Source organism: Planococcus sp. MSAK28401, assembly GCF_018283455.1.
Lineage (GTDB): Bacteria > Bacillota > Bacilli > Bacillales_A > Planococcaceae > Planococcus > Planococcus alpniumensis.
Map to the genome: position 1 here is coordinate 454,119 of NZ_JAAMTH010000001.1, position 24,949 is coordinate 479,067.

Annotated in this window: 24 protein-coding genes and 1 other annotated feature; of the genes, 19 read left to right on the forward strand and 5 right to left on the reverse strand. The window is 50.2% G+C overall.

The genetic code is table 11. The features are described from left to right. Nucleotides 1–53: 53 nt before the first annotated feature. Nucleotides 54–416: a DUF2188 domain-containing protein gene (locus tag G3255_RS02420; RefSeq protein WP_211653135.1), complete on the reverse strand. Its 363-nt coding sequence runs from the start codon at nt 414–416 to the stop codon at nt 54–56. 110 nt (nt 417–526) lie between these two features. Here G3255_RS02420 and putP point away from each other — a divergent pair, with 110 nt between their 5' ends. After that, nucleotides 527–2,047, forward strand: a complete 1,521-nt coding sequence (putP, locus tag G3255_RS02425; RefSeq protein ID WP_211653136.1) for a sodium/proline symporter PutP — start codon at nt 527–529, stop codon at nt 2,045–2,047. Nucleotides 2,048–2,132: 85 nt separating this feature from the next. Here the strand turns inward: putP and G3255_RS02430 are convergent, their stop codons facing one another. Next, complete coding sequence (locus tag G3255_RS02430; RefSeq protein ID WP_211653137.1) at nt 2,133–2,555, reverse strand: VOC family protein; 423 nt, start codon at nt 2,553–2,555, stop codon at nt 2,133–2,135. A gap of 202 nt (nt 2,556–2,757) precedes the next feature. Continuing rightward, nucleotides 2,758–4,308, reverse strand: a complete 1,551-nt coding sequence (locus tag G3255_RS02435) for a BCCT family transporter (protein ID WP_211653138.1) — start codon at nt 4,306–4,308, stop codon at nt 2,758–2,760. Between the two features lie 202 nt (nt 4,309–4,510). Between G3255_RS02435 and G3255_RS02440 the strand changes: the two genes are divergently transcribed. The 7 genes from G3255_RS02440 (at nt 4,511) to G3255_RS02470 (ending at nt 11,794) form a co-directional block, all read left to right on the forward strand. After that, complete coding sequence (locus G3255_RS02440; RefSeq protein ID WP_211653139.1) at nt 4,511–5,224, forward strand: VOC family protein; 714 nt, start codon at nt 4,511–4,513, stop codon at nt 5,222–5,224. Between the two features lie 101 nt (nt 5,225–5,325). Next, the gene (gene hflX, locus G3255_RS02445; protein WP_211653140.1) at nt 5,326–6,597 is read left to right on the forward strand and encodes a GTPase HflX; all 1,272 of its coding nucleotides are present in this window, start codon (nt 5,326–5,328) and stop codon (nt 6,595–6,597) included. 179 nt (nt 6,598–6,776) lie between these two features. Continuing rightward, on the forward strand, nt 6,777–7,652 hold the full coding sequence (locus G3255_RS02450) for a DUF6612 family protein (RefSeq protein ID WP_211653141.1): 876 nt from the start codon (nt 6,777–6,779) through the stop codon (nt 7,650–7,652). Nucleotides 7,653–8,363: 711 nt separating this feature from the next. Next, nucleotides 8,364–9,314: an ABC transporter permease gene (locus G3255_RS02455; protein WP_211653142.1), complete on the forward strand. Its 951-nt coding sequence runs from the start codon at nt 8,364–8,366 to the stop codon at nt 9,312–9,314. Further along, nucleotides 9,307–10,257 (forward strand): iron chelate uptake ABC transporter family permease subunit, encoded by a 951-nt coding sequence (locus G3255_RS02460; RefSeq protein WP_211653143.1) that lies wholly within the window; start codon nt 9,307–9,309, stop codon nt 10,255–10,257. Before G3255_RS02455 ends, G3255_RS02460 begins: the two co-directional genes overlap by 8 nt. Then, on the forward strand, nt 10,254–11,015 hold the full coding sequence (locus tag G3255_RS02465) for an iron ABC transporter ATP-binding protein (protein WP_211653144.1): 762 nt from the start codon (nt 10,254–10,256) through the stop codon (nt 11,013–11,015). Before G3255_RS02460 ends, G3255_RS02465 begins: the two co-directional genes overlap by 4 nt. Nucleotides 11,016–11,146: 131 nt before the next feature. Next, the gene (locus tag G3255_RS02470; protein WP_211653145.1) at nt 11,147–11,794 is read left to right on the forward strand and encodes a phosphatase PAP2 family protein; all 648 of its coding nucleotides are present in this window, start codon (nt 11,147–11,149) and stop codon (nt 11,792–11,794) included. Between the two features lie 81 nt (nt 11,795–11,875). Here G3255_RS02470 and G3255_RS02475 read toward each other — a convergent pair whose 3' ends face one another. After that, nucleotides 11,876–13,159, reverse strand: coding sequence for an ammonium transporter (locus G3255_RS02475; RefSeq protein WP_211653146.1), 1,284 nt, complete (start codon nt 13,157–13,159; stop codon nt 11,876–11,878). A gap of 12 nt (nt 13,160–13,171) precedes the next feature. Continuing rightward, nucleotides 13,172–13,513 carry a P-II family nitrogen regulator gene (locus G3255_RS02480; protein WP_101189453.1) on the reverse strand — a complete coding sequence of 114 codons (342 nt, stop codon included), beginning with the start codon at nt 13,511–13,513 and terminating at the stop codon, nt 13,172–13,174. Between the two features lie 194 nt (nt 13,514–13,707). Between G3255_RS02480 and G3255_RS02485 the strand changes: the two genes are divergently transcribed. From G3255_RS02485 to G3255_RS02535, 11 genes are all read left to right on the forward strand, one after another. Further along, nucleotides 13,708–14,358 carry a uracil-DNA glycosylase gene (locus G3255_RS02485; RefSeq protein WP_211653147.1) on the forward strand — a complete coding sequence of 217 codons (651 nt, stop codon included), beginning with the start codon at nt 13,708–13,710 and terminating at the stop codon, nt 14,356–14,358. A gap of 92 nt (nt 14,359–14,450) precedes the next feature. After that, nucleotides 14,451–15,260, forward strand: a complete 810-nt coding sequence (zupT, locus tag G3255_RS02490; protein WP_112233001.1) for a zinc transporter ZupT — start codon at nt 14,451–14,453, stop codon at nt 15,258–15,260. 52 nt (nt 15,261–15,312) lie between these two features. Continuing rightward, the gene (locus G3255_RS02495; RefSeq protein ID WP_211653148.1) at nt 15,313–16,257 is read left to right on the forward strand and encodes a DUF4003 family protein; all 945 of its coding nucleotides are present in this window, start codon (nt 15,313–15,315) and stop codon (nt 16,255–16,257) included. A 98-nt stretch (nt 16,258–16,355) separates the two neighbouring features. Next, nucleotides 16,356–17,573 carry an MFS transporter gene (locus G3255_RS02500; RefSeq protein ID WP_211653149.1) on the forward strand — a complete coding sequence of 406 codons (1,218 nt, stop codon included), beginning with the start codon at nt 16,356–16,358 and terminating at the stop codon, nt 17,571–17,573. Between the two features lie 119 nt (nt 17,574–17,692). Continuing rightward, nucleotides 17,693–18,535: a GNAT family N-acetyltransferase gene (locus G3255_RS02505; RefSeq protein ID WP_211653150.1), complete on the forward strand. Its 843-nt coding sequence runs from the start codon at nt 17,693–17,695 to the stop codon at nt 18,533–18,535. A gap of 53 nt (nt 18,536–18,588) precedes the next feature. Continuing rightward, nucleotides 18,589–19,557, forward strand: coding sequence for an ABC transporter ATP-binding protein (locus G3255_RS02510; protein ID WP_211653151.1), 969 nt, complete (start codon nt 18,589–18,591; stop codon nt 19,555–19,557). After that, complete coding sequence (locus tag G3255_RS02515; RefSeq protein WP_211653152.1) at nt 19,554–20,192, forward strand: ABC transporter permease; 639 nt, start codon at nt 19,554–19,556, stop codon at nt 20,190–20,192. The genes G3255_RS02510 and G3255_RS02515 overlap by 4 nt, the downstream gene beginning before the upstream one ends. Before the next feature lie 82 nt (nt 20,193–20,274). Then, entirely contained in the window at nt 20,275–21,168 is an 894-nt protein-coding gene (locus G3255_RS02520) for a glycine betaine ABC transporter substrate-binding protein (RefSeq protein WP_211653153.1), read from the forward strand. A gap of 176 nt (nt 21,169–21,344) precedes the next feature. Next, a complete protein-coding gene (locus G3255_RS02525; protein ID WP_211653154.1) occupies nt 21,345–22,496 on the forward strand; it encodes a thiolase family protein in 1,152 nt (383 codons plus the stop codon). 33 nt (nt 22,497–22,529) lie between these two features. Next, nucleotides 22,530–23,300 carry an SDR family NAD(P)-dependent oxidoreductase gene (locus G3255_RS02530; protein ID WP_211653155.1) on the forward strand — a complete coding sequence of 257 codons (771 nt, stop codon included), beginning with the start codon at nt 22,530–22,532 and terminating at the stop codon, nt 23,298–23,300. A gap of 24 nt (nt 23,301–23,324) precedes the next feature. Beyond that, a complete protein-coding gene (locus tag G3255_RS02535; protein WP_211653156.1) occupies nt 23,325–24,473 on the forward strand; it encodes an acyl-CoA dehydrogenase family protein in 1,149 nt (382 codons plus the stop codon). A gap of 244 nt (nt 24,474–24,717) precedes the next feature. Next, nucleotides 24,718–24,947 (forward strand) — a binding site (T-box leader). The last annotated feature ends 2 nt before the right edge of the window (nt 24,948–24,949 follow it).

Below are 24,949 nucleotides of genomic sequence, written 5' to 3' on the forward strand. Positions count from 1 at the left end.
AAAACAGCAGGACCGAAAAAGCGGCAGCTTTTCCAGTCCTGCTGTTTTTGTTTTTAATCGTATAATTTTTCCTGGAGCGAGTCATCTTCTCCGTAAACATGAAGCTCCCCGTTATTGCGGTTGACGTAACGCTTCGCCTCACCCATTAAATCATCCTTGGTTTCTTCGATAAGAATCGCTTTTTTGCTGTCTTTCTTCTTCAGCTGCCAGCCTTCAGAATGCTTGCGGATTTCGTACACCGGCGCGTCACTGTCCCCTTGAACGGTGTCACGCGCCTGGTCCAAAGCAATCGGAATTGCGCGTCCTTCTTCGTAGCCATCGCGCAACAGTGCATTGGCAATCTCAATCGCTTTGTTGCGAACATCATCATCCAAATTTTTGAAAGAATCCGGGTAATCATTCTTATTCCACGGCATATTTATCGCCTCCTTGCCTCTCTATGCCCATTTAAATAGGAAATAAAACGCAAAGCCCCCTTTTCATATAAGCTCATTATGTTAAAGTGTTTAATAAAGGAGGAGATGTCATGACAGATACAACTTATCAAATCATAGCCTTACTCGTGTACCTCGCGGCTATGCTATTCATTGGCTGGTATGCGTATAAGAAGACAGCCGACTTATCCGATTACATGCTCGGGGGAAGGGGACTCGGCCCATCCGTTGCGGCTCTCAGCGCCGGCGCATCCGACATGTCCGGATGGCTATTGCTCGGACTGCCTGGAGCAATTTACGTTGGAGGTCTAGTGGAAGTATGGATCGCCATCGGATTAACAATCGGTGCATTCCTGAACTGGTTCTTTGTTGCGCCTCGTCTGCGGATCTACTCATTTGTCACCAGTGATTCCATCACCATTCCTAGCTTCTTAGAAAATCGTTTAAAAGACAGCTCGCGCCTCTTGCGGATTGTCGCTGGTATTATCATTTTGATTTTCTTCACATTCTACGTTTCATCCGGAATGGTAGCATCTGGATTATTCTTCCAGAGCTCATTCGGAATGGATTACCATCTGGGCCTTGTAATCGGTTCGGTGGTAGTTGTCGCATATACTTTATTCGGCGGATTTCTCGCCGTCAGCTATACGGACTTTGTACAGGGCATCATGATGTTCCTGTCGCTTATTGCAGTGCCGGTCGTTGGGATTTTCGTTACCGGCGGATTCGGTGAAACGGCAGCAAGCATCCGGGAAGTCGACCCGAACATGTTAAGCCTGGTTTCAGGAGCTTCCACAATCGGTGTCATTTCTGCCGCAGCGTGGGGCCTTGGGTACTTCGGCCAGCCGCATATCATCGTCCGTTTTATGGCTATTAAAACGTTGAAGGAAGTGCGTACTGCCCGCCGCATCGGCATGGGCTGGATGATCTTGAGCCTGATCGGTGCTACGGGTACGGCTTTGGTCGGGATTGCGTATTTCCAGCAAAACCCTGAATCCACGCTCGTGGACCCGGAAGCGGTGTTCTTGGACATGAGTCAAGTACTGTTCCATCCGCTAGTTGCAGGTTTTGTCCTGGCAGCGGTTCTAGCAGCAATCATGAGTACGATTTCGTCTCAATTGCTCGTCAGTTCGTCAGCTTTGATCGAAGACTTGTATAAAATTGCCTTCAAAAAAGAATCAAGTGCTAAAGGCTATGTTACGCTCGGCCGTATCGCCGTAGCAGCTATCGCCGTTATCGCAGCAGCACTGGCATGGGAGCAGAACAATACCATCCTGGGATTGGTCGCTTACGCATGGGCAGGGTTCGGCGCCGCTTTCGGCCCGATCATTTTGCTTTCGCTATTCTGGCGCAAGCTTACTGCTAAAGGTGCGCTCGCCGGCATGATCGTCGGTGCTGTCACTGTCATCATCTGGGATCTTGTAGGTAATCTGGACGGCGCATCTGCTAATGATCTAACAATGTTCATGGGCAGCGTCTACGAAATCATTCCTGGCTTTTTCCTTAGCTGGTTAACTACTTGGGGTGTCAGCTTGATGACGTACAAACCGAACGCTGAAATCGAAGCAGAATTCGATGAAACGGAACGTTTGATCCAAGAAGACAAAAAATAATTCATGACAATAGGCTATCCTCTCATTGAGAGGATAGCCTATTTTTATTTCCTTATGCCTAGCTGCAAAAAACAGGTTTGCCTGTTCATTGACGGCCGTCGTCATGGTTGAACATCCAGACAACGCCGTATTTATCTTCTACTATGCCGTATCCAAGGCTCCAGAATGTTTCCTGCAGTTCCATTTGCACTTTTCCGTCCTGCGCCAATAGCTTGAATTCCTCCGTTATTTTATTTAAGTCATTCGATATTACCGTTACGTTGATGTTCTGGCCAATTGTAATTGGGGCATCTGACATGGCATCTGAAAACATGACAGCACTTCCGTGGATGTCCAAATTTGCATGCATAATCCGGGATTTCATCTCTTCGGGCATGTCTTGGCCATGCTCAGAAGCCATGTCCCCGAAACGTGAAAGCCCGTCCGGTTCTGTCCCGAATACTTTTGCGTAATAAGCTACGGCTTCTTCACAATTTCCGTTGAAAATCATGTAGACGTTGACAGACATGGATAATACTCCTTTCTGTTATTGTGTAAAATACGAACAAGTATTCCCTTTCTTTTATTATAGCCCCTCGGCGAAAAAAGTAAAGAGATATTGATTCAATAATCAGTTCTTTTGGTTAAGCAAAGATGACGGCAGCCTGTTTCATAAAAAATGCCTTAAAAGCTCAAGATCCAGAGCTTCTAAGGCATTGTTGATGCTGCGCTTATTTATTCTGTTGTTTGCGCGCTTCGCGTTCCAAGCGTCTGAAGCGGCGCAATTCGGATTTTCGGATTGGCGGCGACTCCCCGCGGATGATTTTGGTGAATGACCAAAGCATCAGCAGCAGGAGCACCGTAAACGGTAAGGCCGATATGAGTGAAGCGGTCTGCAAAGCGTCTAGCCCACCCGCGTAAAGCAGAACGGCTGCGATGGCTGACATTAAAACGCCCCAGATGATTTTGAATAAAGTCGGGGGATTCAGGCTGCCGAAGCTAGTCATGGTTGCAAGGATGTATGTAGCGGAGTCAGCTGATGTCACCAGGAATGTGAAGATCAGCAAAATCGCCAATATGGACATGATGGTCGACAGCGGAAGAACGTCAAAGGTTTGGAACAAGGCAGAAGTCAAATCTACATTGACCGCTTCCGCGATGCCCGCTTGTTCGTTCAAGTCATACCATAAAGCTGTACCGCCGAAAACGGCGATCCATACACAAGCGATAGCTGGCGGGATGACCAGTACGCCGAAGACGAATTCGCGGATGGTACGCCCGCGTGAAACCCGTGCAACGAACGCTCCGACAAATGGAGACCAGGCAGTGGCCCAAGCCCAGTAGAAGATGGTCCATCCAAGTACCCATTCTCCACCGGTATAGGGTTCCATGCGCAGGCTGTACTGAACAAAATTGGTGATATAATCGCCGATTGCGAGCGTAAATGTGTCCATGATAAAGACAGTCGGTCCCGCAAAGAAGACAAAGACCATCAGGACGAGTGCCAAGCCTAAGTTCAAATTACTTAAGTAGGCAATTCCTTTATGAAGGCCTGTAGAAGAAGATAGGGTATAGGCAGCGAACATGACGCCGATGATCGCCAACTGGATCGGAAATGCATTGTCGATGCCGAATACGGCGTTCAAACCACCGTTCATCTGCAAGACTCCAAGACCGAGTGAAGTCGCGATTCCCATGACAGTTGCAATGACCGCGAGCGAGTCAATCGTATGCTTGACCACTGGTTTTGAACCTAAGACCGGTTCGAGTGCGGTCGAGACCAAGCCGGGCTTTTTGCGTCTGAACTGCAAGAAGCCGATAACCAAACCGACGATGGCAAAGACGGACCATTGGCTGACGCCCCAGTGGAAGAAAGAATAGCCCATCGCAATGCGCGCTGCTTCTTCCGTCTGTCCTTCCGTACCGAACGGTGTCGTAAAGAAATGGCTCATCGGTTCCGCTACGCCCCAGAAGACGAGCCCGGCACCGAAGCCGGCTGAGAACAGCATGCCGATCCAAGTGAAGAACGGGAATTCCGGGCGGTCGGAGTCGGCTCCGAGCCGGATGCTGCCATATTTGCTAATGGCGATGATGATTAGGAAAAGGGTGATGATGAAGACAGCTAGCAAGTAGAACCAACCGAAGTTAAGAGTGGTGAAGTTAAATAAGGTGCCGGCAATTTCACCGAAACGAATCGGCATAAATGCCCCAGCAAGTACCAACAGCAGGATCACGGCTGTCGATATGATAAACACGGGGTTTTTCAATAATTTTTTATCCATGATGACCTCCTTTGAAATATGGTAATTATCTTTTCCTATACCCTAGCGTATCGAAAATGATGCCTGAAAACCACCCATTTCGCGGAAAAATCAGAATTGACAGGGAAAAAGTGACCATATACACAGCAAAATGGCAACGCTAGAGGGTATTATATTTAATAGAAGAAAGCGGTCAATAGGCGAAGAAAAGGAGTGCTTGCAAATGAAATTAGATCATATCGTCCATTTTACCCACACCAGCCCGGAAGCCAGCAGCCAGTTTTGGAACACAAAAGGTTTCCACACAGTTACTGGAGGCAGCCATAAAAACTGGGGAACTCAAAATGCCCTCATGTACGGGCCGGATTATTATATCGAGTGGCTCACGGTCGAAGACAAAATGCGCGCCGAAGCTTCCGAACATCCGCTTATCCAACAGCTGCGCCATGACGGGAGAGGCTTCGGCACAATCTGCCTGCGTTCTGATAATCTCGACCAATTATCGAAACAAATCGAAGGGCGTGGATACAAGGTGATCGGCCCGATGCACGCCGAACGGTTGACTGAAACAGGTGAAACCATCCGCTGGCGCTTGCTCTTTATCGATCAGCCGATTTCTTCAGCTTTGCCGCTGCCATTCTTTATTGAGTGGGAAGAGTCGGACGAGGCGCGTTTTGCCAGCTTGAAACAAAAAGGCGCCATCACAGAGCTCAATGAAGGCCTGCGCTTAGAGGCACTCGTTTTCTCAGTGGAAGATCCAGCGCAAAGGGAAGCGCAATGGAACAGCTTGCTCGGAGGAGCAGCGGACTTGGAAAATTGCCATCTCGTGTTTGAGGCGGGCAAGGGAAAAGAACGGCTGCGTGAAGTGCGTTTCGAATCAGTTGGACAGGAAATCATTTTTGAGCAAGGAAGCTACTTGGTGCCGCGTTTCGGATAGGGGCGTGCGTGGTACTGTGGTAGGATAGAGGGAAACTTAAAATTGACGAAGACATAAGGGACCGGGCGGAATCAAGATTCTGCCGAAGGAGGCAACTATAGATGGAACAGTTAATTGAAAAAGCGATTATTGTGGGGGTCCAATTGCAAAAAGATACCCATTTCGAATACAGCATGGAAGAATTGCGGAATCTGGCGGAAGCGCTGGGTGTCGAAGTGGTGGGCGAACTGCACCAGAACTTGGATCGCGTGAATCCCGCGCACTATATCGGCACAGGAAAAGTCGATGAAGCGAAAATGTTATACGAAGAAGCGGATGCCAACCTGATTATTTTCAATGATGAGCTGTCGCCGTCCCAAATCCGCAATCTTGAAGAAGAGCTGGAATGCAAAGTGATCGACCGGACGATGCTCATCCTGGACATTTTCTCAAGACGCGCCCGTACACGCGAAGCGCAAGTGCAAGTGGAATTGGCGCAATTGCAATACATGCTGCCGCGCCTGGTCGGCTTACGCGCGTCGCTCGGCCGCCAAGGCGGTGCCAGCAGCGGCGGGCTTGCCAACCGCGGTGCCGGGGAAACCAAGCTGGAGCTTGACCGCCGGAAAATCGAAGACCAGATTACCAAGCTTAGACGCGAACTCGATCAAGTAAAAGAACAGCGCACGACACAGCGCAAGCAGCGGTTGAAAAAAGGCATGCCGGTCGTCTCACTGGTTGGGTATACCAATGCCGGCAAGTCAACGATCATGAACAGTTTGCTCTCGAAGACGGGGCAAGATGCCGACAAGCAGGTATTTGAGAAAGACATGCTGTTCGCGACTTTGGATACTTCCATTCGCCAAATCCGGCTGGAAGACAATAAGACCTTTTTGCTGTCCGATACTGTCGGATTTGTCAGCCGCTTGCCGCACCACCTGGTCAAAGCATTCCGCTCGACGCTTGAAGAAGCGCGCAATGCGGATCTGTTGCTCCATGTTGTTGATGTCTCGAACGATGAGCATGATTATATGATGGAAGTAACCGACGCGACCTTGCAAGATGTGGGCGTGGAGAACGTCCCGACTTTATATGTCTATAATAAATCAGACCTTGCCGGCGTCGTATATCCAAGAAAGAGCGCTGATGCGGTCTGGATATCAGCCAAAGAAGAAGCGGGACTCGATGAACTGCTCGAAAGCATCCGCGACCGGCTCTTTGCGAACCACGTCATGTGCCGGATGGAAATTCCGTTCGGACGCGGGGACGTCGTCGCGTATTTGAACGACCATGCGAGCATCAAAGAAACTGAATATGGCGAAGAAGGCACATTGATTACGGTGGAACTGAGCCGTGCGGATTATGACCGATACGAACAATTCGTCGTAGGTAAATAATTTAGCTAGATGCAAATAGGTGAAAATATGAAAAGCCGGAGAGTTTCTCCGGCTTTTTTTGTGTGGGAGATCCGTATTCTATAGGAGCGGCAATTAACCGGCTCTAAAGTGGGTAAACTGTGAGTGAGGGCAGAATGCTGTATAATGGACGACAAGTCTTTATAAGGAGAGTGAACGCCATGAGAAAATGGGTGGCAGTCCTAGGAACAGGCGCTGCTGTCATCGGCCTTGGCGCATGCAGCGATGCGCAAGCACCGACGACTGAAGAAGAAAGCGAGAATCCTGCGCAAGAAGCGCCGGAAGAAACGATGAGCGCTTCGGAAGTTTACGCAGAAGCAGTGGAGGTTTCGCAGCAAGTAGAAAGCTTGCGTGCGCAGTCGAACACCGAACAACAGATGAAAATGCAGCCGGATGGCATGGAAATCGACATGACGGTGGATTCTGAAATAGAAATGACTTATGAGCCTTTGGCATTTCATCAAACAGGGGAGACCAGCATTGTATCGGAAGACATCGACAACAGCAATCCGATGCTGACGGAAATGTATATGACAGAAGAGGGCTTATACATGCATGAGACGTCCGTCGATATGTGGCTGAAGATGCCAGAAGAAATGCACGAAAATATGCAATCGATTGCCGGACAGCAATCGGCTGACCCTGCGCGCCAATTGGACGAACTCGGTGATTTCGAAGAGGATTTCGTGCTAGAGGAAACGGATGAAGCCTACATTCTGACACTTGATGCCTCAGGAGAAGAGTTCCAGGAACTGACGGACGAACAATTGGAGAAAACCTTGGGCCAAATGGAAATCGAAGCCCCTCTATCTCCGGAAGACCTAAAAGTGCACGCCGTGAATTACGTTATCACGCTGGACAAGGAAACTTATCTAGCGGACCGCATGGAAGTCGATATGGAACTTGACGTCGACGTGCGCGATGAAATGATGGCAATCGAATCGCAGATGCAAGTGGACTATAGCGATTACAATGCCATCGAGCCGATCGAAATTCCACCAGAAGTATTCGAACAAGCGCAAGAAATCGAATTTTAATATCGAAAACAGCAAGCAGAGGGAATTTCCCTCTGCTTTTTTATATCGAAACGATCTTGTGCAAATCGGTGACTACACAAGCTACGGCCGCTTCCTTGGCACACTCTAACTCCAACCCAAGAAGCGATTCCCCAACTAGCCGGAAACGCCTAAAGAAGCAGATCCGGCTAAACACACTTCAATCAATGAAATCTCTCAGCCGATCTGCGTCAAGGGTGAGCCGAAGCCTCAAGACAGGCGTTCTTCCTGGCTTGAGGCAAGAGGCCAACCCAAAGCAAGCCGGCGACTCCAAAAGCGACGCCAAATCCTTCGACACCCTCCCCCCCCCCCCCCCCCCCCAACCCAAGAAGCGATTCCCCCACTAGCCGGGAACTGCTTAAAGAAGTAGATCTAGCTAAACAAACTTCAACCAATGAAATCTCGCAGCCGACCTGCGTCAAGGGTGAGCCGAAACAATGAGACAAGCGTTCTTCTTGGCTCATTGTGAAAGGCCAACCCAAAGCAGGGCAGCGACTCCATAAGTGATGCAAAAAGCCGGTCCCCAAGTTTGAAAAACCAGGGAACATTTCAAAGCCTCTGTATTCTTAATGACAATAGTTCTCAATTAACCCTTGACGCTATTTTTTATACTGCTATACTAAAAAACAGTTAGTCATTGATAATCATTATCATTCTCAATTGGCAATAGCACTAGATAGGGAGCGGCATTACATGAAAAAACGTATTCTAATACCCATATTGATCCTTCTGTCGTTCATCTCCCTGTTTGTCGGAGTCAGCAGCATCAGCCCGCTGGATCTCCTTGATTTTCAATCAGAAGAAACACAGATTTTCCTCGTCAGCCGCTTTCCGCGCTTAGTCGCGATTTTGCTTGCGGGGGCTGGCATGAGCATGGCGGGGCTTATTATGCAGCAATTGAGCCGCAATAAATTCGTCTCGCCGACCACTGCCGGGACGCTCGATGCAACGCGCCTCGGGATCCTCGTTTCGATGCTGCTATTTGCGAACGCCTCAATGATCGAGAAAATGGCAGTGGCGTTCTTGTTCGCGCTCGCCGGCACTTTTCTGTTCATGCAAATCCTTAACCGCATCAAATTCAAGGATGCCATCTTCATTCCGCTCATCGGCTTGATGTTCGGCAATATCCTGTCGTCGATCACGACATTTTTCGCCTACCGGGCAGATGTCATCCAGAACATGTCGGCTTGGCTGCAGGGCGATTTTTCGATGGTCATGAAAGGCAGCTACGAACTTCTTTACATAAGCGTGCCGGTCTTCGTCATCGCCTATATGTACGCCAACCGCTTTACGGTCGCAGGCATGGGTGAGGATTTCTCGAAAAACTTGGGACTGAAATACCGCAGCGTCGTCAACATTGGCTTGACGCTGGTCGCGCTCATTACCGCAACGGTCGTCTTGACGGTCGGCATGATCCCGTTCCTTGGCTTGATCATCCCGAATATCGTCTCCATCTTCAAAGGGGACCATCTTCAGAAAACCTTGCCGCATACCGCGATGCTCGGCGCTATCTTCCTCTTGGTCTGTGACATTCTCGGACGTGTCTTGATTTATCCGTATGAGATTACGATCAGCCTGATGGTGGGGGTCATCGGAAGCTTTATCTTCCTGATCATGTTGTTTAGGAGGAAGGCGTATGCGTGATGTACATAAACTGTGGATTTTAATTGGACTTGCCGCAGCGGCATGCGGTTTGTATTTATTTGATAATTTGAATGGCAGCTTTGATTATGCGCTGCCGAGAAGAGGCGTGAAAGTCTTCGCGATGGTGTTGACGGGTGTGGCGATCGCTTATGCGACGGTGGTGTTCCAGACCATCACCCATAACCGCATTTTGACCCCTAGCATCATGGGCCTGGATTCGCTCTATATGCTCCTTCAGACAGTGTTGATTTTCTTCTTGGGCTCAGGGCATATCACGATCATCAACCAGCAAGTGAATTTTTTGCTGTCGATTGCTGTCATGGTCATCTTCGCTTTATTGTTCTATAAACTGTTGTTTAAGAAAGATAACCAACCGATTTACTTCCTCCTATTGATCGGCATCATTCTCGGCACGTTTTTCGGCAGCGTCTCGACATTCCTGCAGGTGCTGATCGACCCGAATGAGTTCCAGATCGTCCAGGACCGGATGTTCGCAAGTTTCAATAATGTGAATGCCGATTTGGTGTGGATCTCGCTGTTTTTCATTGTCGTCTTGATCGGTTTGGCTTGGCGCCATAATGCATCGCTCGACGTGCTATCTTTGGGGCGTGATACGGCGGTGAATCTCGGTGTCGGCTACGACGCGCTCGTCAAGAAAATGCTTGTGCTTTCTGCTGTGTTAATTGCCATCGCCACAGCTTTGGTCGGGCCGATTACATTCTTCGGCTTGATCGTCGCCAATCTGTCCTATCAATTTTTCAAATCCTACAAACATTCGATTGTCATCGCCGGTGCGAGCATCATCAGTATCGTGGCGCTGGTCGGCGGGCAATGGGTCGTCGAACATGTCTTCACGTTCAATACGACGCTCAGCGTCATCATCAATTTCATTGGCGGCGTCTATTTTATCTATTTGCTATTAAAGGAGAGTCGGTCTAAATGATCCAAGTCCGTGAACTGACGAAGTTATATGGAAAGAAACAAGTCGTGGAAAATGTATCGGTCGATATTCGGCGAGGGCAGATCACTTCCTTTATCGGGCCGAACGGAGCGGGGAAATCGACGCTCTTGTCGATGGTCAGCCGGCTTTTGGATGCAGATACTGGGGAAGTGTTGATCGATAAGACCAACACGAAGCAGATGAAGTCCAATGAATTCTCGAAACGTGTTTCCATTTTGAAGCAATCGAATTTCATGAATGTGCGCTTGACGATCCGCGAATTGGTATCCTTCGGCCGTTTTCCGTATTCGAAAGGCCGCTTGAACACAGAAGATGAACAGATGGTCGACCAGGCCATCGAGTACATGGATCTTGGAGATATGGAAGATTCGTATTTGGATGAACTGTCGGGCGGGCAGCGGCAGCGTGCGTTTATCGCAATGGTTATCGCGCAAGACACGGATTACGTGCTGCTTGACGAACCGCTTAATAATTTGGATATGAAGCATTCTGTGCAGATCATGAAGATTTTGCGCCGCTTAGTCGATGAGCTCGGTAAAACGGTCATCATCGTCCTTCACGATATCAATTTTGCTTCGGTCTATTCCGATCGTATTGTCGCGCTGAAAAACGGCCGCGTCGTCAAAGACGGGCCGACGGAAGAAATCATCCAATCGGATGCGTTGAAGGAAATCTACGATATGGATATCCCAATCCAGCAAATGAATGATTGCCGGATTTGCGTGTATTTCAATTCCTGATAGCAGAAGTTATTGAATGTGAAAACAAGGAAATCCAGAGTCCGTGTGGAAGTGTACTCCATACGGGTTTTTTATTGGTTGCGGGATTTTCCAAAATGCCTGATGGATGCGGCAGGGAAGAAGGTGCAAGTATGAAGCGAATCTTTTATCCATTAGCGATGGCGACACTGCTCGGGTTTTTCGGAATACTGTATTATTATCAGCAAGAACCGATCCGGGAACTGGACGAACGGGCGGCTTCGCTGTTCGGCGGGATGGGATGGCTGGAGGCCATGTCGTTTATCGGGGAGCAATGGATGATTTTTGCTGTCAGCTTCCTGCTGTTGGTCTTTCTGTGGGTGTTCCGGCATAATTACCGGGGCATGTTTTTCGTTTTATTGGCTGTCGGTGCAGGGAACGCGTTGAATCGATTGCTGCAGCAATGGTTCGGCCGGCCGACGCCGGAATTTCCAGAAGAGGTGGCGTCCTATAGCTTTCCGTCCGATCATGCAATGGTCGGCTTGTTGTATTTATTCACGCTAGCCTATTTCCTAAGCGAAAGAGCCGGTGCCAAATCGATGCGCCTATTGATTTGGCTTGCCGCTGTACTGCTTGCGGTGCTCACGGCCTTATCGCAAGTGGCAAGCGGTACGCATTACCTGTCGGATGTATTGGCAGGGTTGTTTCTCGGCTATACCTTATTTGTCCTGGTGGCCATATGGTATGAAATGAGGGAGCGGCAATTCCGTAAGCGCAAGGATATGCGCACTGTCGAGCTGGAAGATATGGATAAGCGTTAAATTGGGCAATAAAAAACGAACGGAGAGTTTTTCTCCGTTCGTTTTTTCTATTGAGGACCCCCGAGTTTCTCTCTCTTTATTTTATACTTTGCCTGAAGCTGGCCGTTCATCGCCAAGCTGGTTCAGGCGGTCTGCGAAATTATCCGCTCTGCCGGACGAACCGCGCAGCACGTCTTGCATCGAATAGGCTTGCGATCCATGTTCTGCGAAGTCCAAGCCGGTTTCTTCCTCTTCGGCTGTCACGCGCAGCGGCGTCACGATGCTGATCAATAGAAGGGCGGCGCCGGTAGACAAGGAGGCCCAAGCGATGACGGCCAGTACGCCGACTGCCTGGATGCCGAGAATTTCAGCTCCTCCCCCGTAAAGCAATCCACCGTTAACATCGAAGAATCCAATCGCAAGAGTTCCCCAAATCCCTGCGATTCCGTGAACCGATACAGCCCCCACTGGATCGTCCACGCGAATTTTCGTATCCAATAGATGGACGGCTTCCGTCATGATGATGCCGGCGATCAAACCGATCAAGATCGCGCCGAGGAACGAGACATTGGCTGCGCCGGCAGTGATGCCGACAAGCCCTGCAAGTGCACCGTTCATCGTCAATGTGCCGTCAATGCGGCCGTAGCGGAAGCGGGTGTAAAGCGCCGTAGCCAAAACACCAGCGGATGCTGCGAGCAAAGTGTTGGCAATGACGGGCGGGACGAGCGCAGGGTCTGCCGCGAGCGTGCTGCCGCCGTTAAAGCCGAACCAGCCAAGCCACAGAATGAATACGCCGAGTGCTCCGAGCGGCAAGCTGTGGCCAGGAATCGTGTTGACGGTTTTGCCGGAATACTTCCCGAGGCGCGGCCCGATTTTCCAAGCCGCGATAAAGGCAGCGACAGCACCCGTCAAGTGGACGACAGTGGAGCCGGCGAAGTCGATAAAGCCGATTTCAGACAACCAGCCGCCTCCCCATACCCAGTGGCCGACAATCGGATAGATGATGGCTGTCATGGCAACGGTCAGCAGGATATAAGCGGTCAAGTGCATGCGTTCCGCGACGGCGCCCGAGATGATCGTGGCACAGGTGGCGGCGAAAACTGCTTGGAAGACGAAGAACCCGATATCCGTGACACCTGATAAAGCGAATCCTTCTGTGCCGATCAAGCCGAACGATGACGGCCCGAACATCAATGCATAGCCGACAATGAAATAAAGAATGGAGCCAAGTGAAATGGTGATCATGTTTTTCATCAAAATATTAAGGGTATTTTTAGAGCGAGTGAATCCTGTTTCAACCATGGCGAACCCGGCGTGCATAAAAAACACAAGCATGGCGCCGAGCATGACCCACAGCATATCAACTGAGCTTTGTACAGCTTCCATAATGATCTCCCCTTATCCAATCGCGACAGTGCCGCGTTCTTTTGTTCTGATTCGGATGGCTTCTTCTACAGGCAGGATGAAAATTTTCCCATCTCCGACTTCGCCTGTCGACGCATAGTCAAGCAAAGCTTGGATGATGTCTTCGACTTTTTCGTCTGAGACGACCATTTCCAGTTTCAGCTTAGGAGAAAACTCCATTCGGTAGGCATTCCCGCGGAACAAGCCGACGCGCCCTTCCTGTTTGCCGATTCCGGCGATCTCAGTTACGGTCAGCCCATCGATTCCTTCGAGAGCTAATGCTTGCCGGACATCGGCGAAAACAGAAGGGCGAATGATAGTCTCAATCTTTTTCATGCTTCTTCCTCCTCGTGTTAGGTTTTCTAACATGTATATCGTGTTAGGTTTGTTAACATATTAATCAATGTTTTCTGACAATGCAAGTGTTATTTTCTATTTATGTTAGGTTTTATTACGTGAAAACGATTACAAAAGGCGGTAATCAAGAGAAAATTATTTTTTTTACTTATTTAAAGGAAAAGGTGATGAGTATGTATAGAATTTCAGAAGAACTGGCTGAATTGGGGAAAAAGCGCATTGCGGATTTTGCTGTGGAAGGCTTTGTTTGGGGCAGCGGCCCGCAATCGCCGGCGTTGATGCTGGTCGGAGAAGCGCCAGGCGAGAATGAAGTGGAGACGGGCATTCCGTTTACGGGGCGTGCCGGAAAAGAATTGATGGCTTCATTGGAAGGAATCGGCCTTGAGCGGGAAGACGTCTATATCACCAGCGCTGTCAGAAGCCGCCCGTATAAATGGGGTGAAAAACGCACCCGGAGCGGTGAAGTGGTGAAGCGCAAGTACAACCGGGCCCCGAATAAAAAAGAAATCATCGCCCACGCCCCAATCCTTGATGAAGAAATTCGGGCGGTGAAGCCTCCGTTGATTGTGACGCTCGGAAATATCGGACTGCAGCGGCTCGTTGGGCGTGAAGCGAAGATCATGCAATTGCATGGAACGCTGATGGAAACGCCAATCCTGTATTGGGATGAAGATAGTGGCGCATTTCTAGAGACGCAGGAGAGCTATCATATTTTTCCGACCTTCCATCCGGCAAGTGTGTTCTATAACCCGGCAGTCCGCGAACATAAAAATGCGGATTGGGAAAAACTTGGGCGATTGCTGCGCAATGAAGTGCATGAATAATGGGAAATCTTTCTTTGTTAAAAAAAGTTGCACAAAGGAAACTTCTGGAGTAGAATAGCCTTATTCATTACTACTGGAAGGAAGTTGGCTTTATGGACAGTACGGTTTTATTCGCGCTTGGCTTGACGCTGTTTGCGGGGCTGGCAACCGGGATCGGCAGTCTGATCGCATTTTTTGCTTCGCGCACCAATACAAAGTTTTTGTCAGTGTCGCTCGGGTTCTCGGCCGGGGTCATGATTTATGTCTCCATGATCGAGATTTTCTTCAAAGCGAAAGATTCGCTGACGGCTGCTCAAGGAGAGACGGCAGGTTACTGGCTAACGCTCGCCGGCTTTTTCGGCGGCATGGTGTTCATGGCGGTACTTGACCGAATACTGCCACAGATGGGGAATCCCCATGAAGTGCGCACTGTAGAAGATATGGACGATGGCCCGACCAATGATGAATACGCGCGTCTCCGCAAGATGGGGATTTTCACGGCGCTGGCCATTGCCATCCACAATTTCCCTGAAGGCATCGCGACATTCATGTCAGCGATCCAAGACCCTGCCCTCGGCATCGCCATTGCAATTGCCGTGGCAATCCACAACATACCTGAAGGCATTGCGGTGTCGGTACCGATCTATTACGCGACGGGCAGCCGCAAGAAAGCGTTCCAATACAGTTTTCTCTCGGGGGTATCTGAACCGGTTGGCGCGATTGCCGCTTGGCTATTCTTGATGCCTTTCCTCAGTGATACTTTGTTTGGCATCATCTTCGCGGGCGTTGCAGGGATCATGGTGTTCATCTCGTTGGATGAATTATTGCCGGCAGCGAAGCGTTATGACGAAGCCCATTTATCGATTTATGGATTGGTTGCCGGAATGGCGGTCATGGCTCTCAGCCTCGTCCTTCTTGCGTAACTTGAAACTTCGCGCCTCCTTGACCGTATGAATGGTCAAGGAGGCGTTTTCAATGGAAGCCAAAAAAATCGAAGAAACTTATGGTCGAGTCTCAAAAGCACTTGGTTGGGCGGCAGACAAGCAAGTGTCGCTTGCTGTGACAATGATTTATTTGAGCCGCGGGCATGAATTCGATGAGGATGCACATCGCGAAGTTTCTCAACTCATTAAAAAGAAAGAAGGGTTCACATCGCCGCTGCGCGCACATCTCCATCACATTGTGACGGCATATCTGGTGCTCGGGGATGAGCCGGCGGAAGAAGGGCTGGCCAAGCTCAATATCAATCAACAGGCACTGAACGACAGCAAGTTCTGGAAGAGTGCCTATACATATCTCGCGAGCTTGATGATGGAATCTCCCGAACAAGCGGAACGGTCGAGGGAATTGTACAATGCGATGAAAACCTATCATCCATTCCTCACATCCAGTGAAGACATTCCATATGTCGCTTTGCTTTCGAATCGGGAAGGGGACGTCCGGGAACGCGCGGAAACGATGAACCGCTATTATAAAGAACTGCGGACTCAAGGGTTTTCAGCCGGCAATCATCTGCAATGGCTGAGCCAAGTGATGACCTTTGACTCGCCGGCGTTTCAAGCGGAAGTGGCGGGGCGTGTCGTGGCGATCCGTGATTTCTTGAAAGCAGAGCGCATCAAAGTGCGCGGGGAGCATTATCCCTTGCTCGGTTTTTTAGCTATCGCGAATGCGGACGGAGCGGCGCTGGCTGCTGTAGTGGAGACGGCCCGTGCACTGGAGGCATCGAAATTATTCCGCTGGTATGGGCAGTGGGTCTTGCCGTCAGCGGTCCAATTGACCATGACAGAATCGGTGGAGCTGCGGGAAAGTGAAGCGGCGGTATTTTCGGCTTCCGTGGAAATGCTTATGCAGGCGCAGCAGGCAGCGATGATGCTGGGGGTGAGCGCGGCAATCGCTTCTTCGAATAATTCGGGGAGCTGATCGCAAAGCTCTCAGTCATCCCTTGTCACTTCAAGTCTGTAACGGTATAGTTAGGGTGTAAAGAATAACATACAAGTGTCAAGACAAGGGGAAAGTATATGACAACTGTTACAGAAAAAAACACAAAATCTATATCACAACGAAAATTATTGGGTGTGGCGGGGCTCGGCTGGCTATTCGACGCAATGGATGTCGGGATCCTGGCATTCATTATTGCGGCACTTCATGAAGATTGGGGGCTTACTTCCCAGCAAATGGGCTGGATCGGCGGCGTCAATTCCATCGGCATGGCGGTCGGTGCATTCGTGTTCGGAATTTATGCCGACCGTATTGGGCGCAAGAAAATCTTCATCATTACCTTATTGCTGTTCTCACTAGCTAGCGGCATCTCGGCATTCACCACAACGCTTGCCGCTTTCTTGATTCTGCGTTTCTTTGTCGGCATGGGGCTTGGGGGAGAATTGCCGGTCGCCTCGACTTTGGTATCGGAAAGCGTCCCGGCAAAAGACCGTGGGCGAGTGGTAGTCCTGTTGGAGAGTTTCTGGGCTGCCGGCTGGTTGTTGGCTGCCATCATTTCTTACTTCATTATTCCGGCGTATGGCTGGCGGGTCGCGCTGTTGCTGACGGCATTGCCTGCATTTTACGCTTTGTACTTGCGCCTCAATTTGCCGGATTCGCCACAATTTACTGCCAAAAAGGATGTACTGCGCTCCGTTTCCACCAATATTCGTGAGGTTTGGTCAAAAACCTATCGGCGTCCAACAATGATGCTGTGGATCGTCTGGTTTACGGTAGTCTTTTCGTATTATGGGATGTTTCTGTGGCTGCCGAGTGTCATGGTGATGAAAGGGTTTCCGCTTATCCAAAGTTTCCAGTATGTATTGATCATGACGCTCGCGCAATTGCCGGGTTATTTTTCCGCTGCCTGGCTGATCGAACGTGTGGGCCGGAAGTTCGTGCTGGTGACTTATTTGATCGGGACAGCTGCTTCTGCATTGGCTTTCGGGAACGCAGACACCGTCACTGCGCTATTGGTATCGGGTGCATTCCTATCGTTCTTCAACCTCGGCGCTTGGGGAGCGCTCTACGCATATTCGCCTGAGCAGTATCCGACAGTTATCCGTGCGACGGGCACAGGGATGGCGGCGTCATTCGGCCGGATCGGCGGTATTCTCGGTCCGATTCTTGTCGGTTCGATGCTGACGGCGGGCTTCGGCATCAACGTCATTTTTGCGATTTTCTGTGTTTCGATTTTGATCGGCGCATCGGCGGTCGCCTTCCTTGGGACTGAGACGAAACAAATGGAATTGGAATGATGAAGCGCGGGCCGAATGAGGTCCGCGTTTTCGTTTTCTCTAAAGCGAAAAGAGGGAATGAGCCAAAAATAGCTAATAAGTAATAAAGAAATGAATTTAATGGAAACGAGTGTGGAGATATGGAGTGGAAATGGTACCAGGAGATTAGCGAATATATGGAAAAAGCACGGCCGCTGCTTGAAAAAAGGGAAGACCTATACAGTTTGTTTCTCGGTGTGCTTGGCCAGATTGAACAGAGACGTTATGAAACCTTTTTTTTAGGACTCGCGGAAGACGCGCAAGGAATTGCAGCATTGGCTTTGATGACGCCTCCCCACCCGTTGCAATGGATTGTCTGTCGTGAAGGTGCGAATGTGGAAGCGTTGGCGGCGAATGAATTCCGCAATGCGGAAATTGGTGTTTCCGGGGTCATCGGGGACAAAGAGAGCGCTGAAAGATTTGCGGAAGCGTGGGGAGGCCCTGTAGAAATCGCAATGGACCAAGGATTGTACCGGATCGACGCAGTGCAGAAGAAATTGCCGAAAATCCCTGGCACCTGGCGAGTGGCGAACCGGCTTGATGCTCCGTTGCTTGTCGATTGGTATCAATTATTCGGTGAAGATACCGGCATCGGCAATCCGTCGCAAGAGGAGGCGGAAGAAAAAATCGCCGACTTCATTTCACGTAAAGAGGTATTTCTTTGGGAAGATGGAGGGCGTGCGGTATCCTGCATGAAAAAAGCGCGGCCATCCAAGCACGGCATCACCGTTTCATTCGTCTTTACGCCCAAAGAGTTGCGAAAAAAAGGCTATGCACGGACGCTTGTGGCCGAAATTACGGAAGAGCTGCTGAATGAGTATGATTTTGCTATGCTTTATACAGACTTGGCAAATGGCACTTCCAATAAGATTTACCAGGAAATCGGCTATGAACAAATCGCGAATCCGGTACACTTGAAATTTGGGCAGCCGGAACGGGAGTAAAGCCCTGTGTATAAGGGTATAGAAAAACGACCAAATGAAAGGGGGCGAAGCGAATGATCCGCTTTGACAAAGTCACGAAACGGTATCCGGACGGTACGGAAGCGTTGAAAGACGTTACGGTTGATTTGCCCGCCCGCCAGCTGACCGCCATTATTGGCCCCAGTGGTTGCGGGAAAACAACCTTAATGAAAATGGTAAACAAGCTGGAAAATCCGACGGCGGGCGCCATATACATAGACGATGAGCCGATCACCGGCATGGACGAGGTGAAGTTAAGGCGGTCGATCGGCTATGTCATTCAGCGCATTGGCTTATTTCCGCATATGACCATCGCCGACAATGTCTCGTTAGTTCCGAAGCTGTTGAATTGGCCCGCTGATAAAACCGACGCACGCTCGAAAGAACTGCTGCAATTAGTCGGGTTGGACCCCGCTGTCTTCATGGATCGCTATCCATTGGAATTGAGCGGCGGCCAGCAGCAGCGTGTCGGCGTTGTTCGGGCACTTGCGGGTGATCCGAACATCGTGCTGATGGATGAGCCGTTTTCGGCGCTCGACCCGAGCAGCCGTGAACAATTGCAGGACGAGCTGCGCCATTTACAGCAAGAAATCCATAAAACGATCATTTTCGTCACCCATGATATGGATGAGGCCTTGAAAATCGCCGATACGATTGTCGTGATGAAAGATGGGCAAGTTGAACAGGTCGGGACGCCGCAGCAATTAATCGATGAGCCCGCCAATGAATTTGTGCGGAACTTTATCGGCACTGAACGCATCAACCAAAAACGTTCATTTGGAGACAGGCGTCTGAAGGAATTCGCGTTTCTCTTCGATGGGGACTGGGCAGGGGAAGCGGAGCGGGCAGATGCCAAATTGTCTGTCAGCGACGCGTACCAGCTATTGGAGCAAAGCGGCAAACCGCGCCTTGCTGTAGTCGATGAAGGAACACTAGTCGGCTTTGCCGGAGAGCGTGAATTATTGAGAGCTGCCCTCCATGTTGAAAAGGAGGCGACTGCATGAATGCATTTTTCGATACACTGGTAAGCCGCCAGGACATGATTCAAGATGCCTTTATTGAACATATCTATTTATCCTTTGTCGCTGTAGCCATCGGCATCGCAATCGCTTTGCCTACGGGTATTATGATTGCCCGCTACCGGCGCTTTGCCGAACCGATCATCGGAATTACCGCTATCTTCCAGACGATACCAAGTCTAGCTTTATTTGGGTTTTTAGTGCCGGTTCTTGGCATCGGTTCTCCGACTGCTTTAATTGCACTGATCATCTACGCGTTATTGCCGATTTTGCGCAATACTTACGCCGGCATTGTCGGAGTCGATGGGTCCACGATTGAAGCAGGGCGTGGAATGGGCATGACGAGAACGCAGATTCTGCGTCAAATTGAATTGCCGTTGGCGCTGCCGTTCATCATGGCAGGCATTCGCACCGCGACGGTTTTGACAGTCGGCATCGCGACGCTCGCGACTTTTGTAGGTGCTGGAGGCCTTGGCGATATCATCTACCGAGGGCTGCAATCGTATAATAATTCGCTGGTGCTTGCAGGTGCATTGCCGGTTGCCTTATTGGCGATCGGGTTTGATTTGATTTTGAAATGGATTGAAAAACGCGCCACGCCAAAAGGATTGAAAGCTTAAATTGTGTTCCTAGGGTGTGAAGTGAAGCCGTAATATGAATGAGGAAATAGGCTCTAAACGGGCCGAAAAGGGGGAAACATCAATGAAAAAAACAGCATTTGGCGTATTGCTCGGCACATCTGCGATTCTTGCTGCTTGCAGCGGCGGCGCAGAGTCGGAACCTATCGTCATCGGGGGCAAGCCGTGGACAGAACAGTATATCCTGCCGCATATTCTAGGACAGTATATCGAAGCAAATTCGGATTATAGCGTGGAATACGAAGAAGGGCTTGGGGAAGTGTCGATCTTGACACCAGCACTTGAGCAAGGCGATATCGACCTGTACGTCGAATACACGGGAACCGGCCTGAAAGATGTATTGAAGCGCGAATCGACGCCAGGACAATCATCTGAAGAAGTATTGGAAGAAGTGCGAGCGGGCTATGAAGAAGAACTTGATGCTACATGGCTCGAACCGCTCGGATTTGAAAATGGCTATACCTTGGCCTACGCTAAAGATTACGATGCGGAAACCTATTCAGACCTTGCGGAAATCTCGCAATCGGAAGACATGACCTTCGGAGCGCCGCATCCGTTTTATGAGCGGCAAGGAGACGGCTACGATGATATGGTCGCGACTTATCCGTTCGAGTTTTCAGCGACTGAAAGCTTCGACCCGGCCATTATGTATGAAGCGGTCCAAAACGGTGATGTCGACGTCATCCCGGCTTTCACTACAGACAGCCGTATCGACTTGTTCGACTTAGAGACGACAGAAGACGACCAGTCGTTCTTCCCGAAATACGACGCTGTACCGGTCGTCCGGATGGAAACGCTCGAAGAATATCCGGAGCTTGAGGGCTTGTTGAATGAGCTCGCCGGGCAAATCACGGAAGAAGAGATGCTCGCGATGAATTCGCGCGTGGATGTGGACCAAGAAATCCCGAACGAAGTAGCGCGTGACTTCCTAATTGAAAAAGGCTTGATCGAAGAATGATGAAAACCTCTGCGGCATATTGCTGCAGAGGTTTTTTTAGTTGTGCGGAAGTTCCGGTGGCGGTTTTTCGTGTAGTAATCCATAAGGGATTCTTGTACAATAAACGAAGGTGAGTGAATAGTCATTCAATTCAGCTTAATATAATGAAAGCGATTTCAAATTAGGGGTGATTATGAATGAAAGAAGTAGTTATCGTTGAAGGTGTCCGGTCGTCAATTGGCAGGCGCAAAGGGCAATTCCGGGAGATGCGCCCGGACGAATTGGCAGCTGTCGTGCTGGAAGAGTTGGTGAGCCGTGCGGGAGTCGATAAAGGCATGGTGGAAGACGTCATTCTCGGCTGCGTTTCTCAATCGGGTGAGCAAGGCGGCAATATCGCCAGAACGGCGGCATTGATTGCCGGATTCCCGGACTTTGTGCCGGGTGTCACCATCGACCGCCAATGCGGATCGAGCCAGCAAGCTGTTCATTTCGGTGCGCAGGCGATTCTTTCAGGTGATATGGACATTGTCATTGCAGGCGGTGTGGAAAGCATGACGCGCGTCCCGATGTTCTCCAATATGCAAGGCGCAAAGCCGAGTAAAAAACTGACCGATCAATACGAAATCATCAATCAAGGCTTGTCAGCAGAGCGCATTGCCGAAAAATGGGGGTTCAGCCGCCAGCAATTGGATGCTTATGCAGTAAAGAGCCACGAACGTGCACAAAAAGCGATCGATAGGGGGCTTTACGACAAGGAAATCGTCTCAGTTGATGTACCGGACGAGCAAGGCGGTTTCCAGCAAGTCACGACAGATGAAGGACCCAGACCTGGGACGACCGAAGAAGTGCTCGCCGGCTTAAAGCCAGCATTCGATGAACAAGGTGTCATCACAGCAGGCAACGCCAGTCAAATGAGCGACGGGGCGTCCGCCGTCTTGTTGATGTCGAAAGAAAAAGCCGGCGAACTCGGATTGAAACCGAAAGCGCGCATCATTGCCCGCACAGTGGTCGGCTCGGATCCGACTTTGATGCTGACGGGGCCCATCGCCGCGACGAAAAAAGTGCTGGAGAAAGCCGGGCTGTCAATCGAAGATATCGACCGCTATGAAGTGAATGAAGCATTTGCGCCTGTTCCGCTCGCGTGGCTATCGGATATCGGGGGAGATCCGGACAAGCTCAATGTCAACGGCGGCGCCATCGCACTCGGGCATCCTCTAGGTGCGACCGGCACAAAATTATTGGTGTCGCTTGTGCATGAACTCGAACGCTCTGGCAGCCGCTACGGCTTGCTGGCGATTTGCGAAGGCATGGGAATGGCCAATGCAACGATCATTGAACGAATGAGTTAATTAGATAAAGACGTAGCTAAAGGGGAGAATGAAATGGATTTTTCAAATGTGACAGCTATCGTCACGGGCGGCGCATCAGGTCTTGGTGAAGCGACAGTGCGCCATATCGCAGAAAACGGCGGGCGGGCGATCATCTTTGATTTGAACGAAGCGCGTGCGCAACAGGTGATAGCCGATTTTAGCAAAGGGCAAGTCGGTTACTTCGAAACGGATGTGACAAACGCACTGGAAGTGGAGGGAAATGTAAAAAAGGCAGTCGATCAGCTTGGCTCTGTCAATCTCCTGGTCAATTGCGCAGGCATTGGCACACCCGGAAAAGTCGTATCGAAAGGGCAGCCGCTTGCGCTCGAGCGTTTCGAACAAGTCATCCAAGTCAATTTGGTCGGCAGTTTCAACGTCTTGCGCGCTGTAGCGGCGGCTATGCAAAAGAACGTGTCGAATGAAGGCGGCGAACGCGGTGTCATCATCTCGACCGCATCCGTTGCCGCATTTGAAGGGCAGATCGGGCAAGCGGCCTATAGCGCATCAAAAGGCGGCATTGTCTCGATGACCTTGCCGATTGCGCGTGAATTGGCGCGTGACGGCATCCGCGTCATGGCCATTGCGCCGGGTCTCATGAAAACGCCGATGTTCGACGGCTTGCCGGAATCCGCCATCGCTTCGCTTTCTGCGACCGTGCCATTTCCGGCGCGTCTCGGGCATCCTGCTGAATACGCAAAATTGGTCGAGAGCATTGTTGAAAATCCATTATTGAATGGCGAAGTGATCCGCTTGGACGGCGCAATCCGCATGCAGCCGAAATAAAGTAAGAAAAAGGGGATGGGAGAAATGGCAAGATACCGCTTTGAAGAAGAAGAGCATACAATGTTCCGTAAATCCTTGCGCAAGTTTTTGGAAAAAGAAGCGGTGCCGCAATACGATCAATGGGAAAAAGACCGCCTGATCCCGAAATCGTTCTGGAGGCAGCTTGGCGATATGGGCTTTTTATGCCCTCAAGTCGAAGAACAGTACGGCGGGCTTGGCCTTGATTTCCGCTACGGCGTCATTATCGGTGAAGAAATGGAGCGAGTGGGGGCGAGCTTGACGGGTGTCGGGCTGCATAATGATATTACCGTGCCTTATATTGAAGCATATGGAACAGAGCAACAGAAACAGGATTGGCTGCCGGGTTGTATCAGCGGCGAATACATCACTGCGATTGCGATGACGGAACCAGGTGCTGGGTCAGACCTCGCCAATATTTCCGCCACGGCTGTAAAAGACGGCGACTATTATATCGTCAACGGCCAGAAAACCTTTATTACCAACGGCATCAATTCGACGCATGTGCTGGTTGTCGTCAAGACCGACCTGAAAGCGGAACCGAAGCATAAAGGCATTTCCTTGTTGATGGTCGAAGAAGGGACGCCTGGGTTTACGAAAGGGCGCAAGCTTGATAAAGTCGGGCTTCATGCGCAAGATACGTCTGAACTGTATTTCGAGGATTGCAAAGTCCCGGCCGCCAACCTGGTCGGCGAAGAAAACAAAGGCTTTACATACTTGATGGAAAAATTGCAGCAGGAGCGGCTCGTCGTGGCGCTTGCCGCGCAAATCGCATCGGAAGATATGCTGGAGATGACAATGGATTATGTGAAATCACGCAAAGCATTCGGCAAGCCGATCAGCGCATTCCAGAACACCCAATTCAAACTAGTCGAAATGGCGACCGAAATCGAACTCGGCAAAGCGTTTCTCGAATCCTTAATCGAAGAGCATATGGCCGGAAAAGACGTCGTCTCGAAAGTGTCGATGGCAAAATACTGGCTGACGGAAACGGCGAAGAAAATCTCGGGCGAATGCATGCAATTACACGGCGGCTACGGGTATATGGAAGAATACAAAATCGCCCGGCGCTACCGCGACATTCCAGTCGCAGCAATTTATGCCGGTTCGAATGAAATCATGAAAACCATCATCGCCAAACGGATGGGCCTCTAGATAGAAAGAACTTGACGGGCGCCTGTGTTCTGGACGAGGCGTATTGCATGCCTGTACGCTGCTTGTGTAAACCGGTCCAGAGGTCGTCCAAATCGAACCTCCCGCTGGTGATCCGTCAAGGTGTAAAGAGAAGTTGGAGTTTGTCACTTGACAGAATATACAAAACCTTTTAGTATGAAGGACAACTTGTTGGTAGCGGCAAGTCTATTCGAGAGAAGAGTTAGCAGAGGCGAGAACAGAAGAGTTTAAATCGAGGATTGAGACGAGTAGGCAGTGGCGTCTATTTAGAGAGTCAGCGGGTGGTGGAAGCTGATTAGAAGCGCTGTGCGAATGGACTTATGAGAGCCAGCCGGAAAGCGGAAGCGAGTATGGCGGACGTATCCCTGCGTTAAAGGGAAGGGCTTAAGAAGCCTGTTTGAGTGAGTGCAAAATGCATTAATGCGTGGTGGTACCGCGGTTAAAACCGTCCCCGCAAC

Coding starts and splice junctions, on each gene's coding strand:
- G3255_RS02420 (WP_211653135.1), bottom strand. CDS start 416: ATGCCGTGGAATAAGAATGATTACCCGGATTCTTTCAAAAATTTGGAT.
- putP (WP_211653136.1), top strand. CDS start 527: ATGACAGATACAACTTATCAAATCATAGCCTTACTCGTGTACCTCGCG.
- G3255_RS02430 (WP_211653137.1), bottom strand. CDS start 2,555: ATGTCTGTCAACGTCTACATGATTTTCAACGGAAATTGTGAAGAAGCC.
- G3255_RS02435 (WP_211653138.1), bottom strand. CDS start 4,308: ATGGATAAAAAATTATTGAAAAACCCCGTGTTTATCATATCGACAGCC.
- G3255_RS02440 (WP_211653139.1), top strand. CDS start 4,511: ATGAAATTAGATCATATCGTCCATTTTACCCACACCAGCCCGGAAGCC.
- hflX (WP_211653140.1), top strand. CDS start 5,326: ATGGAACAGTTAATTGAAAAAGCGATTATTGTGGGGGTCCAATTGCAA.
- G3255_RS02450 (WP_211653141.1), top strand. CDS start 6,777: ATGAGAAAATGGGTGGCAGTCCTAGGAACAGGCGCTGCTGTCATCGGC.
- G3255_RS02455 (WP_211653142.1), top strand. CDS start 8,364: ATGAAAAAACGTATTCTAATACCCATATTGATCCTTCTGTCGTTCATC.
- G3255_RS02460 (WP_211653143.1), top strand. CDS start 9,307: ATGCGTGATGTACATAAACTGTGGATTTTAATTGGACTTGCCGCAGCG.
- G3255_RS02465 (WP_211653144.1), top strand. CDS start 10,254: ATGATCCAAGTCCGTGAACTGACGAAGTTATATGGAAAGAAACAAGTC.
- G3255_RS02470 (WP_211653145.1), top strand. CDS start 11,147: ATGAAGCGAATCTTTTATCCATTAGCGATGGCGACACTGCTCGGGTTT.
- G3255_RS02475 (WP_211653146.1), bottom strand. CDS start 13,159: ATGGAAGCTGTACAAAGCTCAGTTGATATGCTGTGGGTCATGCTCGGC.
- G3255_RS02480 (WP_101189453.1), bottom strand. CDS start 13,513: ATGAAAAAGATTGAGACTATCATTCGCCCTTCTGTTTTCGCCGATGTC.
- G3255_RS02485 (WP_211653147.1), top strand. CDS start 13,708: ATGTATAGAATTTCAGAAGAACTGGCTGAATTGGGGAAAAAGCGCATT.
- zupT (WP_112233001.1), top strand. CDS start 14,451: ATGGACAGTACGGTTTTATTCGCGCTTGGCTTGACGCTGTTTGCGGGG.
- G3255_RS02495 (WP_211653148.1), top strand. CDS start 15,313: ATGGAAGCCAAAAAAATCGAAGAAACTTATGGTCGAGTCTCAAAAGCA.
- G3255_RS02500 (WP_211653149.1), top strand. CDS start 16,356: ATGACAACTGTTACAGAAAAAAACACAAAATCTATATCACAACGAAAA.
- G3255_RS02505 (WP_211653150.1), top strand. CDS start 17,693: ATGGAGTGGAAATGGTACCAGGAGATTAGCGAATATATGGAAAAAGCA.
- G3255_RS02510 (WP_211653151.1), top strand. CDS start 18,589: ATGATCCGCTTTGACAAAGTCACGAAACGGTATCCGGACGGTACGGAA.
- G3255_RS02515 (WP_211653152.1), top strand. CDS start 19,554: ATGAATGCATTTTTCGATACACTGGTAAGCCGCCAGGACATGATTCAA.
- G3255_RS02520 (WP_211653153.1), top strand. CDS start 20,275: ATGAAAAAAACAGCATTTGGCGTATTGCTCGGCACATCTGCGATTCTT.
- G3255_RS02525 (WP_211653154.1), top strand. CDS start 21,345: ATGAAAGAAGTAGTTATCGTTGAAGGTGTCCGGTCGTCAATTGGCAGG.
- G3255_RS02530 (WP_211653155.1), top strand. CDS start 22,530: ATGGATTTTTCAAATGTGACAGCTATCGTCACGGGCGGCGCATCAGGT.
- G3255_RS02535 (WP_211653156.1), top strand. CDS start 23,325: ATGGCAAGATACCGCTTTGAAGAAGAAGAGCATACAATGTTCCGTAAA.